The organism is Deinococcus seoulensis (genome assembly GCF_014648115.1).
Lineage (GTDB): Bacteria > Deinococcota > Deinococci > Deinococcales > Deinococcaceae > Deinococcus > Deinococcus seoulensis.
Genome location: NZ_BMQM01000007.1, coordinates 19,138 through 35,810, shown reverse-complemented (window position 1 = coordinate 35,810; position 16,673 = coordinate 19,138). Strand labels below are relative to the sequence as shown.

14 protein-coding genes and 1 tRNA gene are annotated in these 16,673 nt (G+C 56.2%); all 15 read left to right on the top strand.

The window, feature by feature from the left end:
- The 15 genes from IEY70_RS07150 (at window position 1) to IEY70_RS07080 (ending at window position 16,587) form a co-directional block, all read left to right on the top strand.
- Window positions 1–666: a response regulator gene (locus IEY70_RS07150; RefSeq protein WP_229777727.1), complete on the top strand. Its 666-nt coding sequence runs from the start codon at window positions 1–3 to the stop codon at window positions 664–666.
- A 151-nt stretch (window positions 667–817) separates the two neighbouring features.
- Complete coding sequence (gene lpdA, locus IEY70_RS07145; protein WP_189064319.1) at window positions 818–2,224, top strand: dihydrolipoyl dehydrogenase; 1,407 nt, start codon at window positions 818–820, stop codon at window positions 2,222–2,224.
- 173 nt (window positions 2,225–2,397) lie between these two features.
- Window positions 2,398–2,472, top strand: a tRNA-Glu gene (locus IEY70_RS07140).
- Window positions 2,473–2,664: 192 nt separating this feature from the next.
- Window positions 2,665–3,987, top strand: a complete 1,323-nt coding sequence (locus tag IEY70_RS07135; RefSeq protein ID WP_189064318.1) for a nucleotide sugar dehydrogenase — start codon at window positions 2,665–2,667, stop codon at window positions 3,985–3,987.
- Window positions 3,984–4,937, top strand: coding sequence for a Gfo/Idh/MocA family oxidoreductase (locus tag IEY70_RS07130; RefSeq protein WP_229777725.1), 954 nt, complete (start codon window positions 3,984–3,986; stop codon window positions 4,935–4,937). The genes IEY70_RS07135 and IEY70_RS07130 overlap by 4 nt, the downstream gene beginning before the upstream one ends.
- Window positions 4,934–5,521, top strand: a complete 588-nt coding sequence (locus IEY70_RS07125) for an acyltransferase (protein ID WP_189064317.1) — start codon at window positions 4,934–4,936, stop codon at window positions 5,519–5,521. Before IEY70_RS07130 ends, IEY70_RS07125 begins: the two co-directional genes overlap by 4 nt.
- Complete coding sequence (locus IEY70_RS07120) at window positions 5,518–6,624, top strand: DegT/DnrJ/EryC1/StrS family aminotransferase (RefSeq protein ID WP_189064316.1); 1,107 nt, start codon at window positions 5,518–5,520, stop codon at window positions 6,622–6,624. Before IEY70_RS07125 ends, IEY70_RS07120 begins: the two co-directional genes overlap by 4 nt.
- A gap of 2 nt (window positions 6,625–6,626) precedes the next feature.
- The gene (locus IEY70_RS07115) at window positions 6,627–7,883 is read left to right on the top strand and encodes a lipopolysaccharide biosynthesis protein (RefSeq protein WP_189064315.1); all 1,257 of its coding nucleotides are present in this window, start codon (window positions 6,627–6,629) and stop codon (window positions 7,881–7,883) included.
- 328 nt (window positions 7,884–8,211) lie between these two features.
- On the top strand, window positions 8,212–9,174 hold the full coding sequence (locus tag IEY70_RS07110) for an O-antigen polymerase (RefSeq protein ID WP_189064314.1): 963 nt from the start codon (window positions 8,212–8,214) through the stop codon (window positions 9,172–9,174).
- Between the two features lie 141 nt (window positions 9,175–9,315).
- Window positions 9,316–10,434, top strand: a complete 1,119-nt coding sequence (locus tag IEY70_RS07105) for a glycosyltransferase family 4 protein (RefSeq protein WP_189064313.1) — start codon at window positions 9,316–9,318, stop codon at window positions 10,432–10,434.
- The gene (gene wecB / locus IEY70_RS07100) at window positions 10,431–11,507 is read left to right on the top strand and encodes a non-hydrolyzing UDP-N-acetylglucosamine 2-epimerase (protein WP_189064312.1); all 1,077 of its coding nucleotides are present in this window, start codon (window positions 10,431–10,433) and stop codon (window positions 11,505–11,507) included. Before IEY70_RS07105 ends, wecB begins: the two co-directional genes overlap by 4 nt.
- Entirely contained in the window at window positions 11,504–12,724 is a 1,221-nt protein-coding gene (locus IEY70_RS07095) for a glycosyltransferase family 4 protein (protein WP_189064311.1), read from the top strand. Before wecB ends, IEY70_RS07095 begins: the two co-directional genes overlap by 4 nt.
- Window positions 12,725–12,818: 94 nt before the next feature.
- Window positions 12,819–14,432 carry a P-loop NTPase gene (locus IEY70_RS07090; RefSeq protein WP_189064310.1) on the top strand — a complete coding sequence of 538 codons (1,614 nt, stop codon included), beginning with the start codon at window positions 12,819–12,821 and terminating at the stop codon, window positions 14,430–14,432.
- 114 nt (window positions 14,433–14,546) lie between these two features.
- Window positions 14,547–16,070 (top strand): O-antigen ligase family protein, encoded by a 1,524-nt coding sequence (locus IEY70_RS07085; protein WP_189064309.1) that lies wholly within the window; start codon window positions 14,547–14,549, stop codon window positions 16,068–16,070.
- On the top strand, window positions 16,060–16,587 hold the full coding sequence (locus IEY70_RS07080; RefSeq protein WP_189064308.1) for a hypothetical protein: 528 nt from the start codon (window positions 16,060–16,062) through the stop codon (window positions 16,585–16,587). Before IEY70_RS07085 ends, IEY70_RS07080 begins: the two co-directional genes overlap by 11 nt.
- The last annotated feature ends 86 nt before the right edge of the window (window positions 16,588–16,673 follow it).

The following is a 16,673-nucleotide window of genomic DNA, read 5'->3' as shown; positions in this document are numbered from 1 at the left end:
GTGACCTCTCCCCCACTGCTGCGCGTGCTGATCGTCGAGGACGACCCGCAGATCGCGGCGCTGCACTGGCGGCTGCTGGAGCGCGCCGGGGGCTTCACGGTGCTGGGGCAGGCGGAGTCGCTGCGGGTGGCGCGGGCCATGCTGCGCACTCTGCACCCGGACCTGCTGCTGCTGGACGTGCACCTACCCGACGGGCGCGGCCTGGACCTGCTGCGCGAGGCGCGCGTGAATGGCGCGCGGGTGGACGCGATCCTGGTCACGGCCGCCAGTGACGCGCCCAGCGTGCAGGACGCGCTGCTGCACGGCGCGGCGGATTACCTCGTGAAGCCCGTGACGCCGGGGCGCTTCACGCTGGCGCTGGAGCGGGCGCGGGAGCGCGCGGCGCTGTGGGCGCAGGGGGACGTGCGCCAGGGGCACCTGGACGCCCTGTTCGCCCCGCCGTCCGCCCCGGACGCCGCGGGCCTGGACGGGGACACCCTGCGCCGCGTGCGCTCCGCCCTGCGTGAGGGCGGGGCGGTCAGTGCCGCCGAACTCGGCCTGAGCCTGGGCCTGAGCCGCGTGACCGCGTGGCGGTACCTCGAACACCTCGTGGCGTCCGGCGAGGCCACCGTCAGCACCGACGTCCGCACGGGCGGCAGACCCGCCAAGCGCTACCGCCGGGCGTGAAGCTGGGTCATGGGTGATGGTCGATAGACCAGCTCAGGCCTCGGCTTCAGCAGAAGCTTCTATCAACCATCCACCATCAACCATCCCCTGTCCCTGACGGGGGAACGGGTCACCCTGGGCGTTTCGGGGGGGTGGTACGCTGCAAGGTGCTATGGATTCTTTCGACGTACTGGTGATTGGTGGCGGCCCCGCGGGGTACGTGGCAGCGATTCGCGCGGCGCAGCTGGGCTTCAAGACGGCCTGCGTGGACGCCTTCGAGCGGAACGGCAAGGCCAGCCTGGGGGGCACCTGCCTGAACGTGGGCTGCATTCCCAGCAAGGCGATGCTGGACAGCAGCGAGAAGTTCGAGGTCATGCAGCATGACTTCGCCGAGCACGGCATCAACGTGCAGGGCGCGTCCCTGGACATCGCGAAGATGCTGGGCCGCAAGAACGGCGTGGTGGACAAACTGACGGGCGGCGTGGCGTACCTGTTCAAGAAGAACAAGATCACGTCGTTCTTCGGGCTGGGCAAACTGGTCCGCGCGGACGGTGACGGCTGGATCGTGGACGCCGCCGGCACCGAGGTCCGCGCCGCGCGCGTGATCGTCGCGACCGGCAGCAGCCCCCGCGCCCTGCCGCTCGCCCCGTTCGGCGGGCACATCGTGGAGAACAGCGGCGCGCTGGAATTCACGGCCGTCCCGGAGAAACTCGGCGTGATCGGCGCGGGCGTCATCGGCCTGGAACTCGGCAGCGTCTGGCGCCGCCTGGGCGCCGACGTGACGGTGCTGGAAGCCATGCCCGGCTTCCTGATGGCCGCCGACGACGCCATCGCCAAGGAGGGCCTCAAGCTCTTCAAGAAGCAGGGCCTGGACTTCCACTTCGGCGTGAACATCACCGCCGTCGAGCAGGACGACAGCGGCGTCAGCGTCACGTACACCGAGCAGGACAGGGAAGTCACCGCCCGTTTCGACAAGCTGATCGTGTCCATCGGCCGCGTGCCGCACACGCAGGGCCTCGGGGCCGACGCGGTGGGCCTCGCGCTCGATGAACGCGGTTTCGTGAAAGTCGACCAGCACTACCGCACCAACCTCCAGAACGTGTATGCCATCGGCGATGTGATCGGCGGCGCCATGCTGGCCCACAAGGCCGAGGAGGAAGGCGTGGCCCTCGCCGAGATGCTGGCCGGGCAGGCCGGGCACGTGAACTACGACGTGATCCCCTGGGTGATCTACACCAGCCCCGAGATCGCCTGGGCCGGCCTGACCGAGAAGCAGGCCAAAGAGAAGGGCCTGAGCATCAAGACCGGGCAGTTCCCGTTCAGCGCCAACGGACGCGCCCTGGGCCACGGCGACACGCGCGGCTTCGTGAAGATCATCGCCGACGCGCAGACTGACAAACTGCTGGGCGTGCACATGATCGGCGGCGGCGTCAGCGAACTGATCGGCGAGGTCGTGGCGATCATGGAATTCGGCGGCAGCAGCGAGGACCTCGCCCGCACCGTCCACGCCCACCCCACCCTCAGTGAAGTCGTCAAGGAAGCCGCCCTGGCCACCGACAAACGCGCCCTGCACATGTAAAAACCGCACTCCGGGCGGGGCGTGACCAGCGAGGTCCGCCCCGCCCTTCATATGCGCCGCGCAGACCACTTGACGAATTCACGCCAACCCTGTATCTTTCTGTGCGTGCCGGAAACGGCGCCCCTTGAAAGGCAGAAAGCGAAGGCGAAAGCCAACGACAACTGAAGTGGTGTGGCCCCATCGTCTAACGGTTAGGACACTACCCTTTCAAGGTAGCGATACGGGTTCGAATCCCGTTGGGGTCACCAGAAAGAACGCCTCCGTTCACGCGGAGGCGTTCTTTATTTTTACTCACCTCTGTATTACATGCAGGGTATGATGCCTGGACGCACCGCAGTGCGGAGCACAATCTCCCACTCATGAGCACGCGATATAGAACAGCTTAGTGCTCTGCTCCTGCTCATCACGGGCGGCCATTCCACTCTCACTCAGAGGATCCAATGACAGAAACCACCGTTCAGTCCACCCCACTTGAGCAGCAGATCCTGACCCGCGAGGCACGCATCGGCGTGGTGGGTCTCGGGTACGTCGGCCTGCCCTTCCTGGTCGAGAAGGCCAAGGTCGGATTCCACGTGACCGGCTTTGACCGGAACGAACAGCGCGCCCAGCAGGTCCGCACCGGGCAGAACTACATCAGCGACGTCAAGGATGAGGAATTGCGTGACGTCGTGGAACGCGGTCTGGTCGACGCGACCACCGACATGGCCCGCCTGGCTGACATGGATGTCATCGTGATCTGCGTGCCCACGCCGCTGGATCAGAACCTCTCGCCCGATCTGAGTTTCGTGCGCAGCGTCACCGAGGAGATCGCGCGGCACATCCGCCCCGGACAGCTGATCAGCCTGGAAAGCACCACTTACCCCGGCACGACCGAGGACGTCCTTAAACCCATCCTGGAACGCAGCGGCCTCAAGGCCGGGCAGGACTTCTACCTGGCGCACTCCCCCGAACGGGTGGATCCGGGTAACAAGCGTTACAGCACCAAGAACACCAACAAGGTCGTGGGCGGGAACGATCCCGAGAGTCTGCGTGTCGCCGTCACCTTCTACCAGCAGGCCATTGAGCACATCGTTCCGGTCAGCAGTGCCAAGGCCGCCGAGATGGTCAAGGTGTACGAGAACACCTTCCGCGCCGTGAACATCGCCCTGGCGAACGAGATCGCCCTGCTGTGCGACCGCATGGGCCTGAACGTCTGGGAAGTCCTGGACGCTGCGTTCACCAAACCCTTCGGCATCATGCCCTTCTACCCCGGCCCTGGCGTCGGCGGGCACTGCATTCCCCTGGACCCGCACTACCTGGAATGGAAAGCCCGCGAGTACAACTTCCAGACGCACTTCATCGCGCTGGCTGGCGAAACCAACCGCAAGATGCCCGAATTCGTCGTAGAGAAAGCCGCCCGCGTCCTGAACATGGACCGCAAGGCCCTGAACGGCAGCCGCGTCCTGCTGCTCGGCATGGCCTACAAGGGCGATCTGGACGACTACCGCGAGAGTCCCGCCATTCACATCTACCGCCTGCTTCAGGAGGCCAGCGCCGACGTCATCTTCCATGACACCTGGACTCCGGAAGTCAACGAGCACGGCGTCGTGGCCAGCAGTGTCGACCTGACCGACGACCTGCTCGACACGGTCGATCTGGTCATCATCACCACACAGCACAGCGACGTCGACTACCAGAATGTCGTCAACCGCGCCCAGCGCGTCCTCGACACCCGCAACGCCACCCGTACGCTCAGCGGCAAAGACCGCGTGGTGATGCTGTGAGCGCTCCCACCAACCTGCGCTTCGGCCTGACCGGCGCCAGCGGCTACATCGCCCCGCGCCACATGAAAGCCATCAAGGACACCGGCAACGTCCTGACCGCCGCACTCGATCCCTTCGACTCGGTCGGCATCATGGACAGCTACTTCCCCAGATGCGAGTTCTACACGCAACCCGAGAAGTTCGAGCAGTACCTGCACGCCGCACGCCGCGCCGGGACCGGCCTGGACTACCTGAGCATCTGCAGCCCCAACCACCTGCACGACCCGCACATCCGCATGGCCCTGCGAGCCGGAGCCGACGCCCTGTGCGAGAAACCCATCGTCCTGAACCCCAGCGACCTCGACAGCCTCCAGGATGTCGAACAGGAAACCGGGCGGCGCGTCTGGACGATCCTGCAACTCCGCGCGCACGCCGCTCTCGTCAAACTGAAAGAACAGCTTGACGCCGCTGGCGATCAGGGCCAGAAGGACGTGGACCTGAGTTACGTCACCAGCCGCGGCACCTGGTACCTGCGTTCCTGGAAGGGCCGTGTGGATGAAAGCGGCGGGCTGGCCACCAATATCGGCGTGCACTTCTTCGACATGCTCACCTGGCTGTTCGGTGACCTGAAACACGTCGAGGTCCACACCCGCACCGACACCCTCACCAGCGGCTACCTGGAACTCGAACGCGCCCGCGTCCGCTGGATGCTTGCCATCGACGAAAGCTACGTCCCGCAGGACCTCCAGGCCAAGGGGCAACGCACCTACCGTTCCATCACCATCGATGGACAGGAAATCGAGTTCAGCGAAGGCTTCACGGACCTGCACACCGACGTGTACCGCCGCACCATTGCCGGGAACGGCTTCAGCCTGGAAGACACGCGCGGCGCCATCGAAACCGTCTCCCGCCTGCGCAACCTGCCACTGGTCACGCCGACCGCGCAGACCCGTCACCGCCTGCTGCCATGAGCGAGAACGCCTACACCGCCCACCCCACCGCCACCATCGACGACGGCGCGCAGATCGGGGCGCGCACTCGCATCTGGCATTACAGCCACGTCAGCCCTGGCGCACAGATCGGCGAAGGCTGCAGCCTCGGGCAGAACGTGTTCGTGGCCCCCGGCGTCACCATCGGCAACGGCGTGAAAATCCAGAACAACGTCAGCATCTACGAAGGCGTCATCCTCGACGACTACGTGTTCTGCGGCCCCAGCATGGTCTTCACGAACGTCCGCACCCCCCGCAGCGAATTTCCCCGCAACACCAGTGCCGACTACACCGTCACGCACGTCAAACGCGGCGCCAGCATCGGCGCGAACGCCACCGTCGTCACCGGCATCACCCTGCACGAAGGGGCGTTCGTCGCCGCCGGAGCTGTCGTCACCCGCGACGTCCCCGCGTACACCATCGTGGCAGGTGTTCCCGCCCGACCCATCGGGTACATGAGCGCCAGCGGCGACCGCCTAGACTTCACGGACAGCGATACCGTCACCGACAGCACCGGTCACACCTACCAGAAACTCAGCGACACCGACATCAGGAGACTCTCTTGACCACCCAGACCCAGATTCCCATCCTGGACCTCAGCCCCGAAATCGCTGAACTGCGCCCCGAGATCCTCGCCGCCATCGGCCGCGTCCTAGACCGCACCGACTTCATCATGGGCGAAGACGTCCACGCCTTCGAACAGGAAGTCGCCACGTACCTCGGCGTCAAACACGCCATCGGCGTCAACAGCGGCACCGACGCCCTCGTCATCGCCCTGCGCGCCCTGAACATCGGCCCCGGCGACGAGGTCATCACCACCCCCTTCACGTTCTTCGCCACTGCCGAAAGCATCAGCATGGTCGGCGCCACCCCCGTGTTCGTGGACATCGACCCCACCACCATGAACATTGACCCCGACCTGATCGAAGCGGCCATCACTCCCCGCACCCGCGCGATCATGCCCGTCCACCTGTACGGCAACCCCACCGACATGACCCGCATCCAGGCCGTCGCCCAGCAGCACGGGCTGCGCGTCATCGAAGACTGCGCCCAGAGCTTCGGCGCCCGCTGGAACGGCCAGCACACCGGCACCATCGGCGACATCGGCGCGTACTCCTTCTTCCCCAGCAAGAACCTCGGCGCGTACGGCGACGGCGGCCTCATCGCCACCAACGACGACACCCTCGCCGACACCGCCCGCATGCTCCGCGTCCACGGCAGCCGCAAGAAATACCACAACGAAACCGTCGGGTACAACAGCCGCCTGGACACCATCCAGGCCGCGATCCTCCGCGTGAAACTCCCACACATCGAACGCTGGAACACCCACCGCCGCGCCGTCGCCCAGGCGTACAACGACGCCCTGCAGAACGTCCCCGGCATCGTCACGCCCACCATCACCGACGGGCACGTCTTCCACCAGTACACCATCCGCGTGCAGAACGGCCGCCGCGACGCACTGCAACAACACCTCGCCGCGCACGGCATCGGCACCATGGTCTACTACCCCATCCCCCAGGACCAACTGCCCATCTACAAAGGTCAGTACCCCACCTACCCCCACAGCGCCCAGGCCGCACAAGAAGCACTGAGCCTACCCATGGGACATGTGATGGATACAACCCTGATTGATCACGTCAGCCGCTCCGTACAGAATTACGTACGGTGACCGTGAAAAAAATCGTCAGCAGTCCCACCTTAAAGAGAATCAGCACTCTCATGGGTGGGACTGTCATGGGTCAGTTGGCAGTTATTGCGACTACTCCTTTGGTTACAAGATTGTACTCACCTGAAGCATTTAGTGATTTAGGTATTTATATGGCAATTGCTGGTATTTTTTCCGTAATAGCCACTCTGAGGCTTGAAGCAGCAGTGCCCGCCGCATCAAACAAAGTCCAGGCAGTCAGTATAGTTCACGCAGGATTGATTAGCTGTGTTGCTTTCTCCATAACAGCGTCGCTATTATCATTCCTTTTCTTCGAGGCCAATGTATTCAGAATATCAAGCAGTCATATTCTAACCTCAATACTCATAGGATTGTCTGTTCTGTTTATTGGCGGCTTTCAGATATTATCCTCCCTACAAATATATCACGAGGATTTCGGATCTATTGCCAAAGCAAAACTAATTCAAGGCATTGCACTGGCAATACTTCCCGTTCTGCTAGGCCTATTTGCTCCTAACTCAATAAATTTAGCATCTTCAGATGCCGCAGCAAGAGTTTTTGGGGCATTAAAATCATTTAAACTATACAGAACTGAATTAAAAAATCATACCACCGAAAGGGTATCAGAGGTTATGGTAAAATTTAAGGACTTTGCATTTTACAGCACGCCAGCATCAATAGTCAATGCCGTCTCGCAATACATACCAGTATTAATCTTCAACTCTCAATTTGATATAAAAACCGCCGGTCTATTTGTTTTTGCAAATCGAGTTTTAGCTGTGCCTATTGGAGTAATTGCTCGTACATTAAGCCAAGTATTCCTCGGCGAGGCCGGTGCGGTGCTCAACAGTGGGAAAAAGGTTAAACCAGTCATTAAAAAGTATTTCATTTATTCGTCTCTTTTAGCAATAGCGCCAGCCGTATTGCTGTTTTTTTATTCTGACAAGTTAATTTCTGTTTTTTTTGGTAGTGAATGGATAGCATCTATTCCTATGATCAAATCGCTTTTAATTCTATCTATCGTACAGATCTCTTCTTCTGTCATTTCACAAACACTGAATATTGTTCAAAAAAACTCATGGCAGCTATTCTGGGATATATTCAGGATGATAATTGTATCATTGTCTATCATTATTTCACTACATATGGGGGGAAACATATTTTACTCGGTAGAAGCATATGCTTTTTCAAATGCAATATGCTATATAATCATGTTAATCATGGTCTTTAGGGCTGCCCAAATTAGAGATAGGGGTATCTAGAAAAATGTCGCACAAAGATAAAAAGATGCTTTTCTATCTGTGGCTGCTTTTATATATTACCGCAATTCACTTTTCATACACCCAGATCATCGCACCCAAATTTTCCTATATGAGCTACACGATTAATCCCGATGTATCCATATATCAATTGACTATCATGCTTATAATGATGGCTTTACCCGTCTTTTTCCTCAGAATGGATGGAAAATACATATCAAATTTCGTAATTCTTCTATTATATATAATTATATATATTCCAACTCAATATATGGCCACATTTATCGATCGGGATCTCAATAATATATTTTACCTCAGAGTATACTTACTTGTGTCCATTTTCATAATTTCACTCGTTTCAAAAACAGACAAGAAGATAAAGATGAAAACAAAAATCAGCCAGGGTGTCTTCAGATTGATGATACTCGCAATGTTTTTTATTTTATTAGCGATAGTTGTGTCAGAATTTGGCTTTTCACTGCAATTGATCAGCATATTTGACGTCTATGACGTAAGAAGCGAGTACAAAATTGATGCGGCGGGCGCTGGGAGGTTAATTGCCTACTCAGTTCCTTATCTTGGAGTCATTAGCTCATTTATGCTGGGTTATGGGTATATTTATAGATTCACGCCATTTATAATGTTGGGCGCTATTTCTTTATTTTATATATTTGGATTTACAGGGCAAAAAAGCACGCTATTTTCTATCACGCTGGTACTCGGTATTATTTTCATATATAGAAAGAGTATATCCAGCATTGGCATCCGCCTAATAAATTATTCAGCTATCGCGACGATTCTCGCATTTGCCATAGACAGTTTTGCACAACAGGCGGTTCTAACAAGCATATTCACAAGACGCGTTCTTATCACACCAGGCCTATTAACGATATATTATTTTGATTTCTTTTCAAAAAACGATCCAGTTCTTCTATCACACAGCTTTTTAAGCAGTCTATCAAATTACCCTTACGATTTAAAGCCCCCTTTCCTGATTGGAAGAGAATACTTTAACAGCTCATCAATGAGCGCTAATGCCAATTTCCTGGCGGATGGTTATTCAAATTTCAGATACTTTGGGATGCTGTTGTTCTCGATATTTTTGGGATTTATTCTAAGATTTATTGAAACGTATTCCAATATTTCAGAGCGTAAAGTTGTTATCTTATGCGGGATAGCGCTTCCAGTATTCGCACTAACCAACAGCGCTCTATTTACAAGCATTCTGACCCATGGCCTAGCCTTTGGAATAATAATCACATTCATTTATGCGACAAGTCAGCAAAAAAATTAGACTAAGCAAGATTTTTCCCAACCATTAAAGAACAGTTATTTTTTGAGATCACTTTCACTGAATATCGAAAACACATAAATAGCCACCGCATATGTTGATTTGCGAGTCGTCGTCAGATTTATCTATAGAAGGAGTGAGTATATGAAAATTGCAGTCCTAACAACTGTCCATCCTGAAAATGATGTCAGAATCTATCACAAGCAGGCAATTTCAATTTCAGCGCAACACGAAGTTACCTTAATTGCCCCAAAAAAGACTAAGGAAAAGTTAAAACTAGAAAACTACATACCCCTCAAAAATTCAAAATCCAGATTTTCCAGATTAGCCATTCAAAAACAGGCTTACAATGTAGTTATTAAAATCCGCCCAGATGTAATCCATCTACATGATCCAGAATTAATATTCTTGGGCATCCTTCTAAAATTAGGCGGCTATAAAATAGTTTGGGATGTCCATGAGAGTCTTCCTGGTCAGGTCCTTAATAAAAAATGGATACCAAGACACCTCCGCCGTCCAGTTTCTATGATAGCGTCAGGGATTGAATTTCTAGCCGGGAAATTTTTTGATCGCATCATAGTTGCAACACAATCAATTGGCAAGTCTTTCCCAGCAGAAAAGACTTTTGTAATACAAAATTTTCCCATTTTAGGCGAAATGCACAGCCATGACAGCAATAGATTTAGCAGATCGACGCCCATTTTCTTTCATGGCGGCGGATTGACCGAGATAAGGGGCATTAAAGAAATAATCGAGGCTATATATATATTAAACAATGAATTCAAATATCCTGGCATTCTCCGGCTTGTTGGAAAATTTGAATCAGCTTACTTTGAGGACATATGTAGAAAATCTAGGGGATGGAAATATGTCGACTATCATGAGTGGGTTGGACGAGAAGATTTAGCAAAGCTTCTAGGCTCTGCCGATGCAGGAGTCATAACCTTTCTCCCCGCGCCCAACCACATAGATTCACAACCAAACAAAATCTTTGAATACATGTCTGCTTCATTGCCGATAATAGTATCAGACTTCCCATCATGGAAGGAATTAATAGGGTCAGACGAAGTATCCGGATTAGCAGTTGACCCAAAAGATCCATACAAAATAGCTCAAGCAATGAAGTATCTGATAGACAATCCAGAAGAATCTAAATCCATGGGAGAGCGTGGATATGAGAAGGTCGCCAACTACTTTAACTGGGGCGCCGAGTCAGAAAAGTTGAAAGATATATATTCATCACTGCAAAGGACAATCAAATGAAAATAATCACAGTGATTGGCGCTCGCCCGCAGTTCATCAAAGCATCCGCTTTTTCCAAATCAGCGAAAGTATCAGGGATCAGCGAAATTCTTGTTCACACGGGGCAGCATTACGACAAGAATATGAGCGACATCTTCTTTGATGAATTGGGAATTCCTACCCCTCAGTACCATCTGGGTATTGGTTCTGGAAGTCACGGTGCTCAGACTGGTGAAATGCTAGCCAAGATCGAAGAGGTTATCCTCAAGGAACAACCCGACTGGCTTCTCGTCTACGGAGATACGAACAGTACACTGGCAGGTGCTCTGGCCGCCTCGAAACTCCATATCAAGGTGGCTCATGTCGAGGCAGGGTTACGCTCGTTCAATAAGCGTATGCCTGAAGAAATTAACCGGATTCTGACTGATCATGTCAGCACGGCACTGTTTGTTCCCACCGAATCTGCCGTGCGTCACCTTCGGGCAGAAGGGATTCAGGGGAATGCCGTTCATCTGGTCGGGGATGTCATGTTCGATGTTTCCAGGATCATGGCAGACAGGGCCAGAAGCGTGAGTACTATTCTTGAGACTCTGGGTGTTCAGGAAAGTGAATTCGTGCTCAGTACAATTCATCGTGCAGAAAACACCGACGTTCCCTCACGTCTTTCAGCTATTGTCGGGGGACTGCGGGAAGTTGCTCAGGAGATCCCTGTTGTTTTACCTTTGCATCCCCGCACCAGAAAGATTGCGGGGGAAATGGGACTGGATTTCGGAAACATCCAGGTCATTGAACCGATTGGATACCTTGACATGATCAGGCTAGAGCAGAGTGCTGCTCTGATTGCAACGGATTCTGGCGGTGTTCAAAAAGAGGCATATTTCTATGGTATTCCCTGTGTGACCCTCAGAGATGAAACAGAGTGGACCGAGTTGATCGAGAGCGGATGGAATGCACTCACCCCGCCTGATAGCGCAGAAGCAGTGAAGAACTCCATTATGCGCCAGATGAACACTGTCGGGAAACCCGAATCGCTCTATGGCGATGGTCATGCCGCCGATAAAATACTCAAATTGATGCAGGAGTGGACTCAGTGAAACAAGTATGGATCGTCAATCATTATGCACTCCCTCCCGAGCAATCAGGCGGAACAAGGCATTATAATTTGGCCTCTTTAATGCTTGAGCATGGCATAGAGTCTACTATATTTGCATCTAACACCAATTACTCAACCGGGGAGAATTTAAGAGATATTGGATCAGATGGATACACGGAAACCAAGGAGGGCAACATCAGATTTATCTGGTTTAAAGCAAAACCGTATTCAGGTAATAGCTTCAGTCGGCTTTTCAATATGCTTGATTATTCAATCAGAGTCATCAACCCCAGGATATCAAATAGACTACCGCCTCCCGACATCATAATCGGATCTTCGCCACACTTATTTGCGGCATTAGCAGCATATCTGCTTTCAAGAAAATATAAAATTCCCTTTGCTCTTGAAGTACGTGATATATGGCCAAAATCAATGCTTTCCCTCATGGGCCTAAGTAAATTTCACCCACTTATAATCCTTCTTTCCGTAATTGAGAAATTCCTCTACGAAAGAGCCAAATTGGTCATTGGACTGTTGCAAGGAGTAGGCAATCACGCAGAAAAGGTAGTCGGCCATCCTATTCCGTGGATGTGGATTCCAAATGGAGTTACACTTGAAGATTATCCTGAAACTTCCTTCCACGTGAAGGGCGATGTTTTTAATGTGGCTTATACCGGCGCACATGGCATCCCCAATAGCCTAGATACAGCATTAGACGCTGCTCTTATCCTACAGGAAATAGGGGAGGATCGCATTCATTTCAATTTTACAGGAGATGGGGTCAACAAGAACGAACTTATCAGAATTGCCTCCGAAAAAGGCTTGAGAAATGTTAAATTTTTCAAGCCAGTCCCAAAATCCTCCATACCCTCCATACTCTCCAATGCAGATGCACTTCTCCTTCTTTTTAAACAGACAGACCTTTATCATGACGGCCTGAGTCCGAACAAGATGTTTGATTATCTGGCAGCAAGCCGTCCGGTCATCATGGCTGTCGATTCCCCTCATGATCCTATTGCGCAGGCGAATGCGGGTGTATCGATTCCTCCTGAAGATCCGCAGGCGCTGGCAGACGCGATTCTGCACCTGTCGAAATTGCCCGCGGCAGAGCGTCAGGCCATGGGTGAACGTGGACGCGCGTACGTCATGGAACACCACGACATGAAGGGACTGGCGGCGAAACTGGCCAATGCGCTCCATGTCCTGGCCGGTAAGTAGCCTTCTGATAAGGTGAGATTCATTCCCTGTCTTTCGGGGTGGAACGATACATCTCTGCGCTCCCACACGCAGACTCAACGATAAGGCGGTATGAATGACTGGGGAGATAAAACGGGATGAACTTGATCTGGCGCAGGTGTTCCGCGCGGTACGGCGGCACTGGCTGCCTGTCCTGGCTCTGACACTGCTGGTTGTCTTCGGTGTGTACTTCGCGGCGCAGCGGCAGGCCCGTGTGTACGAGGCGACAGGCAGTGTCATGGCGGCGTCCAGTGACGTGGGGAACAGCGTGGCGAACACAGGTGTGGTGGCTACGCCTCAGTTGCCCCAGGGTGCGGTGGCAGAGGTTCTGCAGAGCCGGTCAGTGGTGTTGCGGATCATCGAATTGATTCGTGAATCGGAGTTACCTGAAGCAAACCGCACGGTGATCGCTGATCAGCTTCAGTCCGAGTTGAACCGAAACGGCTTCAAGTTGGTGACGGTACGTGCACGCGTGGACGCTCAGCAGCGCGGGATTTACGAGTTGCGAGCGTTGTCCGGTACTCCTGAAGGAGCGCGCGTGCTGACGGACTCGGCGATGAAGGCGTTGCTGGAGTGGGATGCGGCGCGTGCCAAACGTGGCATCACGCTTGCCAAGCAGACCTTACAGGGTCAGGTAGACAGTCTGGACGCGCAGATCGCAGCCTTACCAACCAGTGGTGCAGAGCGTGAAGCACTGGCTGTGGCGCGTGGGCAGGCGCGCCTGAACCTGTCGCAGGTGCAGGTGCTTGAACAGGTCGCGACCGGGAACCTGGTGCTGCTGTCCGAGGCGAACACGTCGAATAGCCCAATCTCGCCCAAGCCACTGCGGAACGCGGTGCTGGCAGGCGTGCTGGCCTTGATGGGTGGTTTTGGTCTGGCAGTGCTGGTGGACGCCCTGAGTCGCCGCGTGCGGTCGTCGGCGGATCTGCTGTCATTGAACGTGCCGGTGATTGGCGAACTGCCGAAGTTACGCCGCGCGCAGCGTTCCCTGGTGGTGAACGCGGTCTCGTCGGGTGAATTGTACGAACCGACTGGGTTCATCCGGGCGAACCTGTCCGCTGTCGTGAATGAGAATGCAGGGCGGGCGTCGACGTTCGTGCTGACCAGTGCCCGGCCGGGTGAGGGGAAGAGTACGGTGGTCGTGTCGCTTGCCACCAGCTTCGCCGCTTCTGGCAAGCGTGTGTTGATCATGGACCTGGACGTGCACAGGCCCACCCAGCATGAGTACTGGAATCTGACCGGGCGTTCCTGGGTGCCGCTCAGCGGATCAGTCCAGGCAGGGCAGACGACCTTGCTGCAGGCAGTGCAGCATCCGGAGCAGGCCAGCGCTGTGGATCTGGGGAACGGGGTCTTCCTGTTACCGGCTTCGCAGGCCACGCGGCGGGAGGCCGGGTTGTTGACCACTCGTGCCTTTGCTGAGCAGATCAAGGCCTGGACGGAAGGATTCGATGTGGTGCTGCTGGACAGCGCGCCGGTACTCTCTGTGGCTGACGCTCTGGTGATCGGGCCGCAGACGGACGGTATGGTACTGGTCGTGGAGGCCAATGGCACGTCGATGGTCGAGATTCAGCGCATGTTGCAGAGCGTCAACGTGGCCTCGGTGAAGTTGCTGGGGATCGTGCTGAACAAACTCAGCCGCAATCAGGGGTACGGCTACACGTATGGGCGCTCTTACACACGTGATGAATAACGACTGGAGTGCGCAGCATTGAGATCGGAACGCCCATCTGATCCTGCGTTCAGGGAACCCGCAGTTGGGCAGCCCGGAGGGACGTCTCTCCGGGCTTCACTGTGGCGTGACTGGATGCTTGGTGCCCTGCCGGTCTTCCCGCCCGTGTCGGTAGTGAGCCTGAGTGCGTTGGGTGCCTGGAAAACCGTTCCGGCAGGGTTGACCGTACCACTTGCTGTGTTTGCAGTGACGCAGCTGGCAGCGGCGCTGTTCACGTCGCAGGTGCTGCTGTCTCTTGGGCTGGCAGCCCTCAGGACGGCGCTGGTCTGCGCGTTGGTGCTGTACGGCGCGACTCGTGGGGCGTCGCTGAACTTAAAGTGGCTGGCGGGTGGTATCTCAATGGTCTGCGTGCTGGCCCTGGTTCTACAGTCACTCACAACCGGTTGGGTAGGCGTGCAGGGTGGGTTGCGCCCACTGGAATTCCTGTTCTCCAGTTCGAACGGCATGAGTGTTCTGGGTGTGGTGCTGGTATGGCTTGCCCTGCTGCAACGGGCCTGGGGGTGGCACTGGCGGGTTCCGGTGGGTCTGCTGGGCGTAGCTATCACTGTACTGGGTGACGGCCGGATGGCCTGGGCGGCCCTGCTGATCGGACTGTTGGCTGCGTGGCGTGGCCGCCTCGCGACAGCCGTCCGGGTTCTGCTTATGGTTCCACTGCTGGTCGTGGCCGTGTGGGACGGTGCTCGCCAGCCCGTGGCGGAGTTCATGGGGCCAGTCATCAGCGGCCGTGAGGAGGTCTGGACGAACGCGGCGAACGTGGCGCGCAGCCTACCTGTCGGTGGGGCCGGACCGTATCAGTTTGGAGGGCTCGCCGCTCCCTTTTCCGATCCCTGTCAGACGCTGGAAACGTTGCAAGAGGTGATGCCCGGTTGTCCTGCGTGGCTCTCTGGACTGCAACAGCCCTGGCTGATTGCACACAACGGAGTCCTTCAGGCGCTGGTCGAGACGGGGTGGGTGGGGCTGCTGGGCTGGGCGGTGCTGTGGGGGGCTCTGTTGTGGGGTGCGTGGCGGTCTGGTTGGGCTGTGGCGCGCGCCGCCGTCGCAGGATTGCTGACCTTGAACACCCTGGATAACGTGACGTTACTTCCTTCACCCGGGTACGCAGAGGTGTTCTTCATTCTTGGAGGGGCCGCATGGGGCGTCTGGGCCTCACAGCCGGAGCAGTTGCCGGGCACCTCGCGTTCGCTGCGGCACTGGCCTGTGGGCCTGGGGAATGCGCTGCTCCTTGGGTCGGCCCTGACGGTAACGACCATCTGGGTTCCGTGGACGCTGATCACTCCGGATCGTCTGCCGCCTGTGCAGGTGGGGCAGGTGCTGCTTCCGCCGCAGTATGAACCGGATGAGGTGTATGGCCTGTACGTTCAGTTGAAGACCAGCGAGCCGGGGGTGTACGTGGCTGTCGAGCAGTGTTCAGTGCAGAATATCTGTGTCCGTATCGGAGGCGCGCGGTTCAATGGGGTCACGCTGGAGGACTGGGTGTATGCGCGGGTGAAACCTGATCATCAGGATCCTGTCGTGCGCATGCGTCTGGTGATCTCGCGTGAGGTCCGTCCAGCATCCCGGCAGGTACTGCGGGAGTGGGAGGTGACACGTGCCCGCTGACGCGCAGCGTCAGTTCAGTGCGTTACGCCTGATGGTGGGCGTGATCAGCACCGTGGGGGTCGGCTCTGTAACGGCTCACCTGCTCGGGGACATTCCCGTCCGCGCCCAGGGGACCGTCCAGGTGCAGCCGCTCGGCATCTCTCCCACCGACTGCCAGCAGGTAACGGCGCTGACCAGCGACCGGCAACCGGTGCGCGCGGCACCTGCGGGCGAGTTATGGGGGTTCGGGCGGATGGGTGGCATTACGTTACGGGCGTGCAGCGCAGGCATCCTGTCTTTCAACGTGCAGCGCCGTGAAGTCATGAATACCCCGAGCCGCTGGGAAACTTACCTGGATGGGCAGTTGATTGCGTCTGGTCAGGTGTCCGGTAGCGCTCAGGCAGAGCAGGTGACCGTCAAGGCAGCGGGACAGTTGGCACTGATCTTCAGCAATGCCTTCACTGGCCCTGACGTGGCGAATCGCCGCACACTGTACTTCGGTGACGTAACCTACCGGTCCCAACCGGCTTCGCGGTAATCACTACGATGATACGGACTCCGATTGAATGGCCTACAAAGCCGCTGGGGCCGAGCGAATGCGAGTAAGAGAGAAACGCCCCTTCG

Coding starts and splice junctions, on each gene's coding strand:
- wecB (WP_189064312.1), top strand. CDS start 10,431: ATGAAAATAATCACAGTGATTGGCGCTCGCCCGCAGTTCATCAAAGCA.
- IEY70_RS07135 (WP_189064318.1), top strand. CDS start 2,665: ATGACAGAAACCACCGTTCAGTCCACCCCACTTGAGCAGCAGATCCTG.
- IEY70_RS07085 (WP_189064309.1), top strand. CDS start 14,547: ATGCTTGGTGCCCTGCCGGTCTTCCCGCCCGTGTCGGTAGTGAGCCTG.
- IEY70_RS07105 (WP_189064313.1), top strand. CDS start 9,316: ATGAAAATTGCAGTCCTAACAACTGTCCATCCTGAAAATGATGTCAGA.
- IEY70_RS07125 (WP_189064317.1), top strand. CDS start 4,934: ATGAGCGAGAACGCCTACACCGCCCACCCCACCGCCACCATCGACGAC.
- IEY70_RS07090 (WP_189064310.1), top strand. CDS start 12,819: ATGACTGGGGAGATAAAACGGGATGAACTTGATCTGGCGCAGGTGTTC.
- lpdA (WP_189064319.1), top strand. CDS start 818: ATGGATTCTTTCGACGTACTGGTGATTGGTGGCGGCCCCGCGGGGTAC.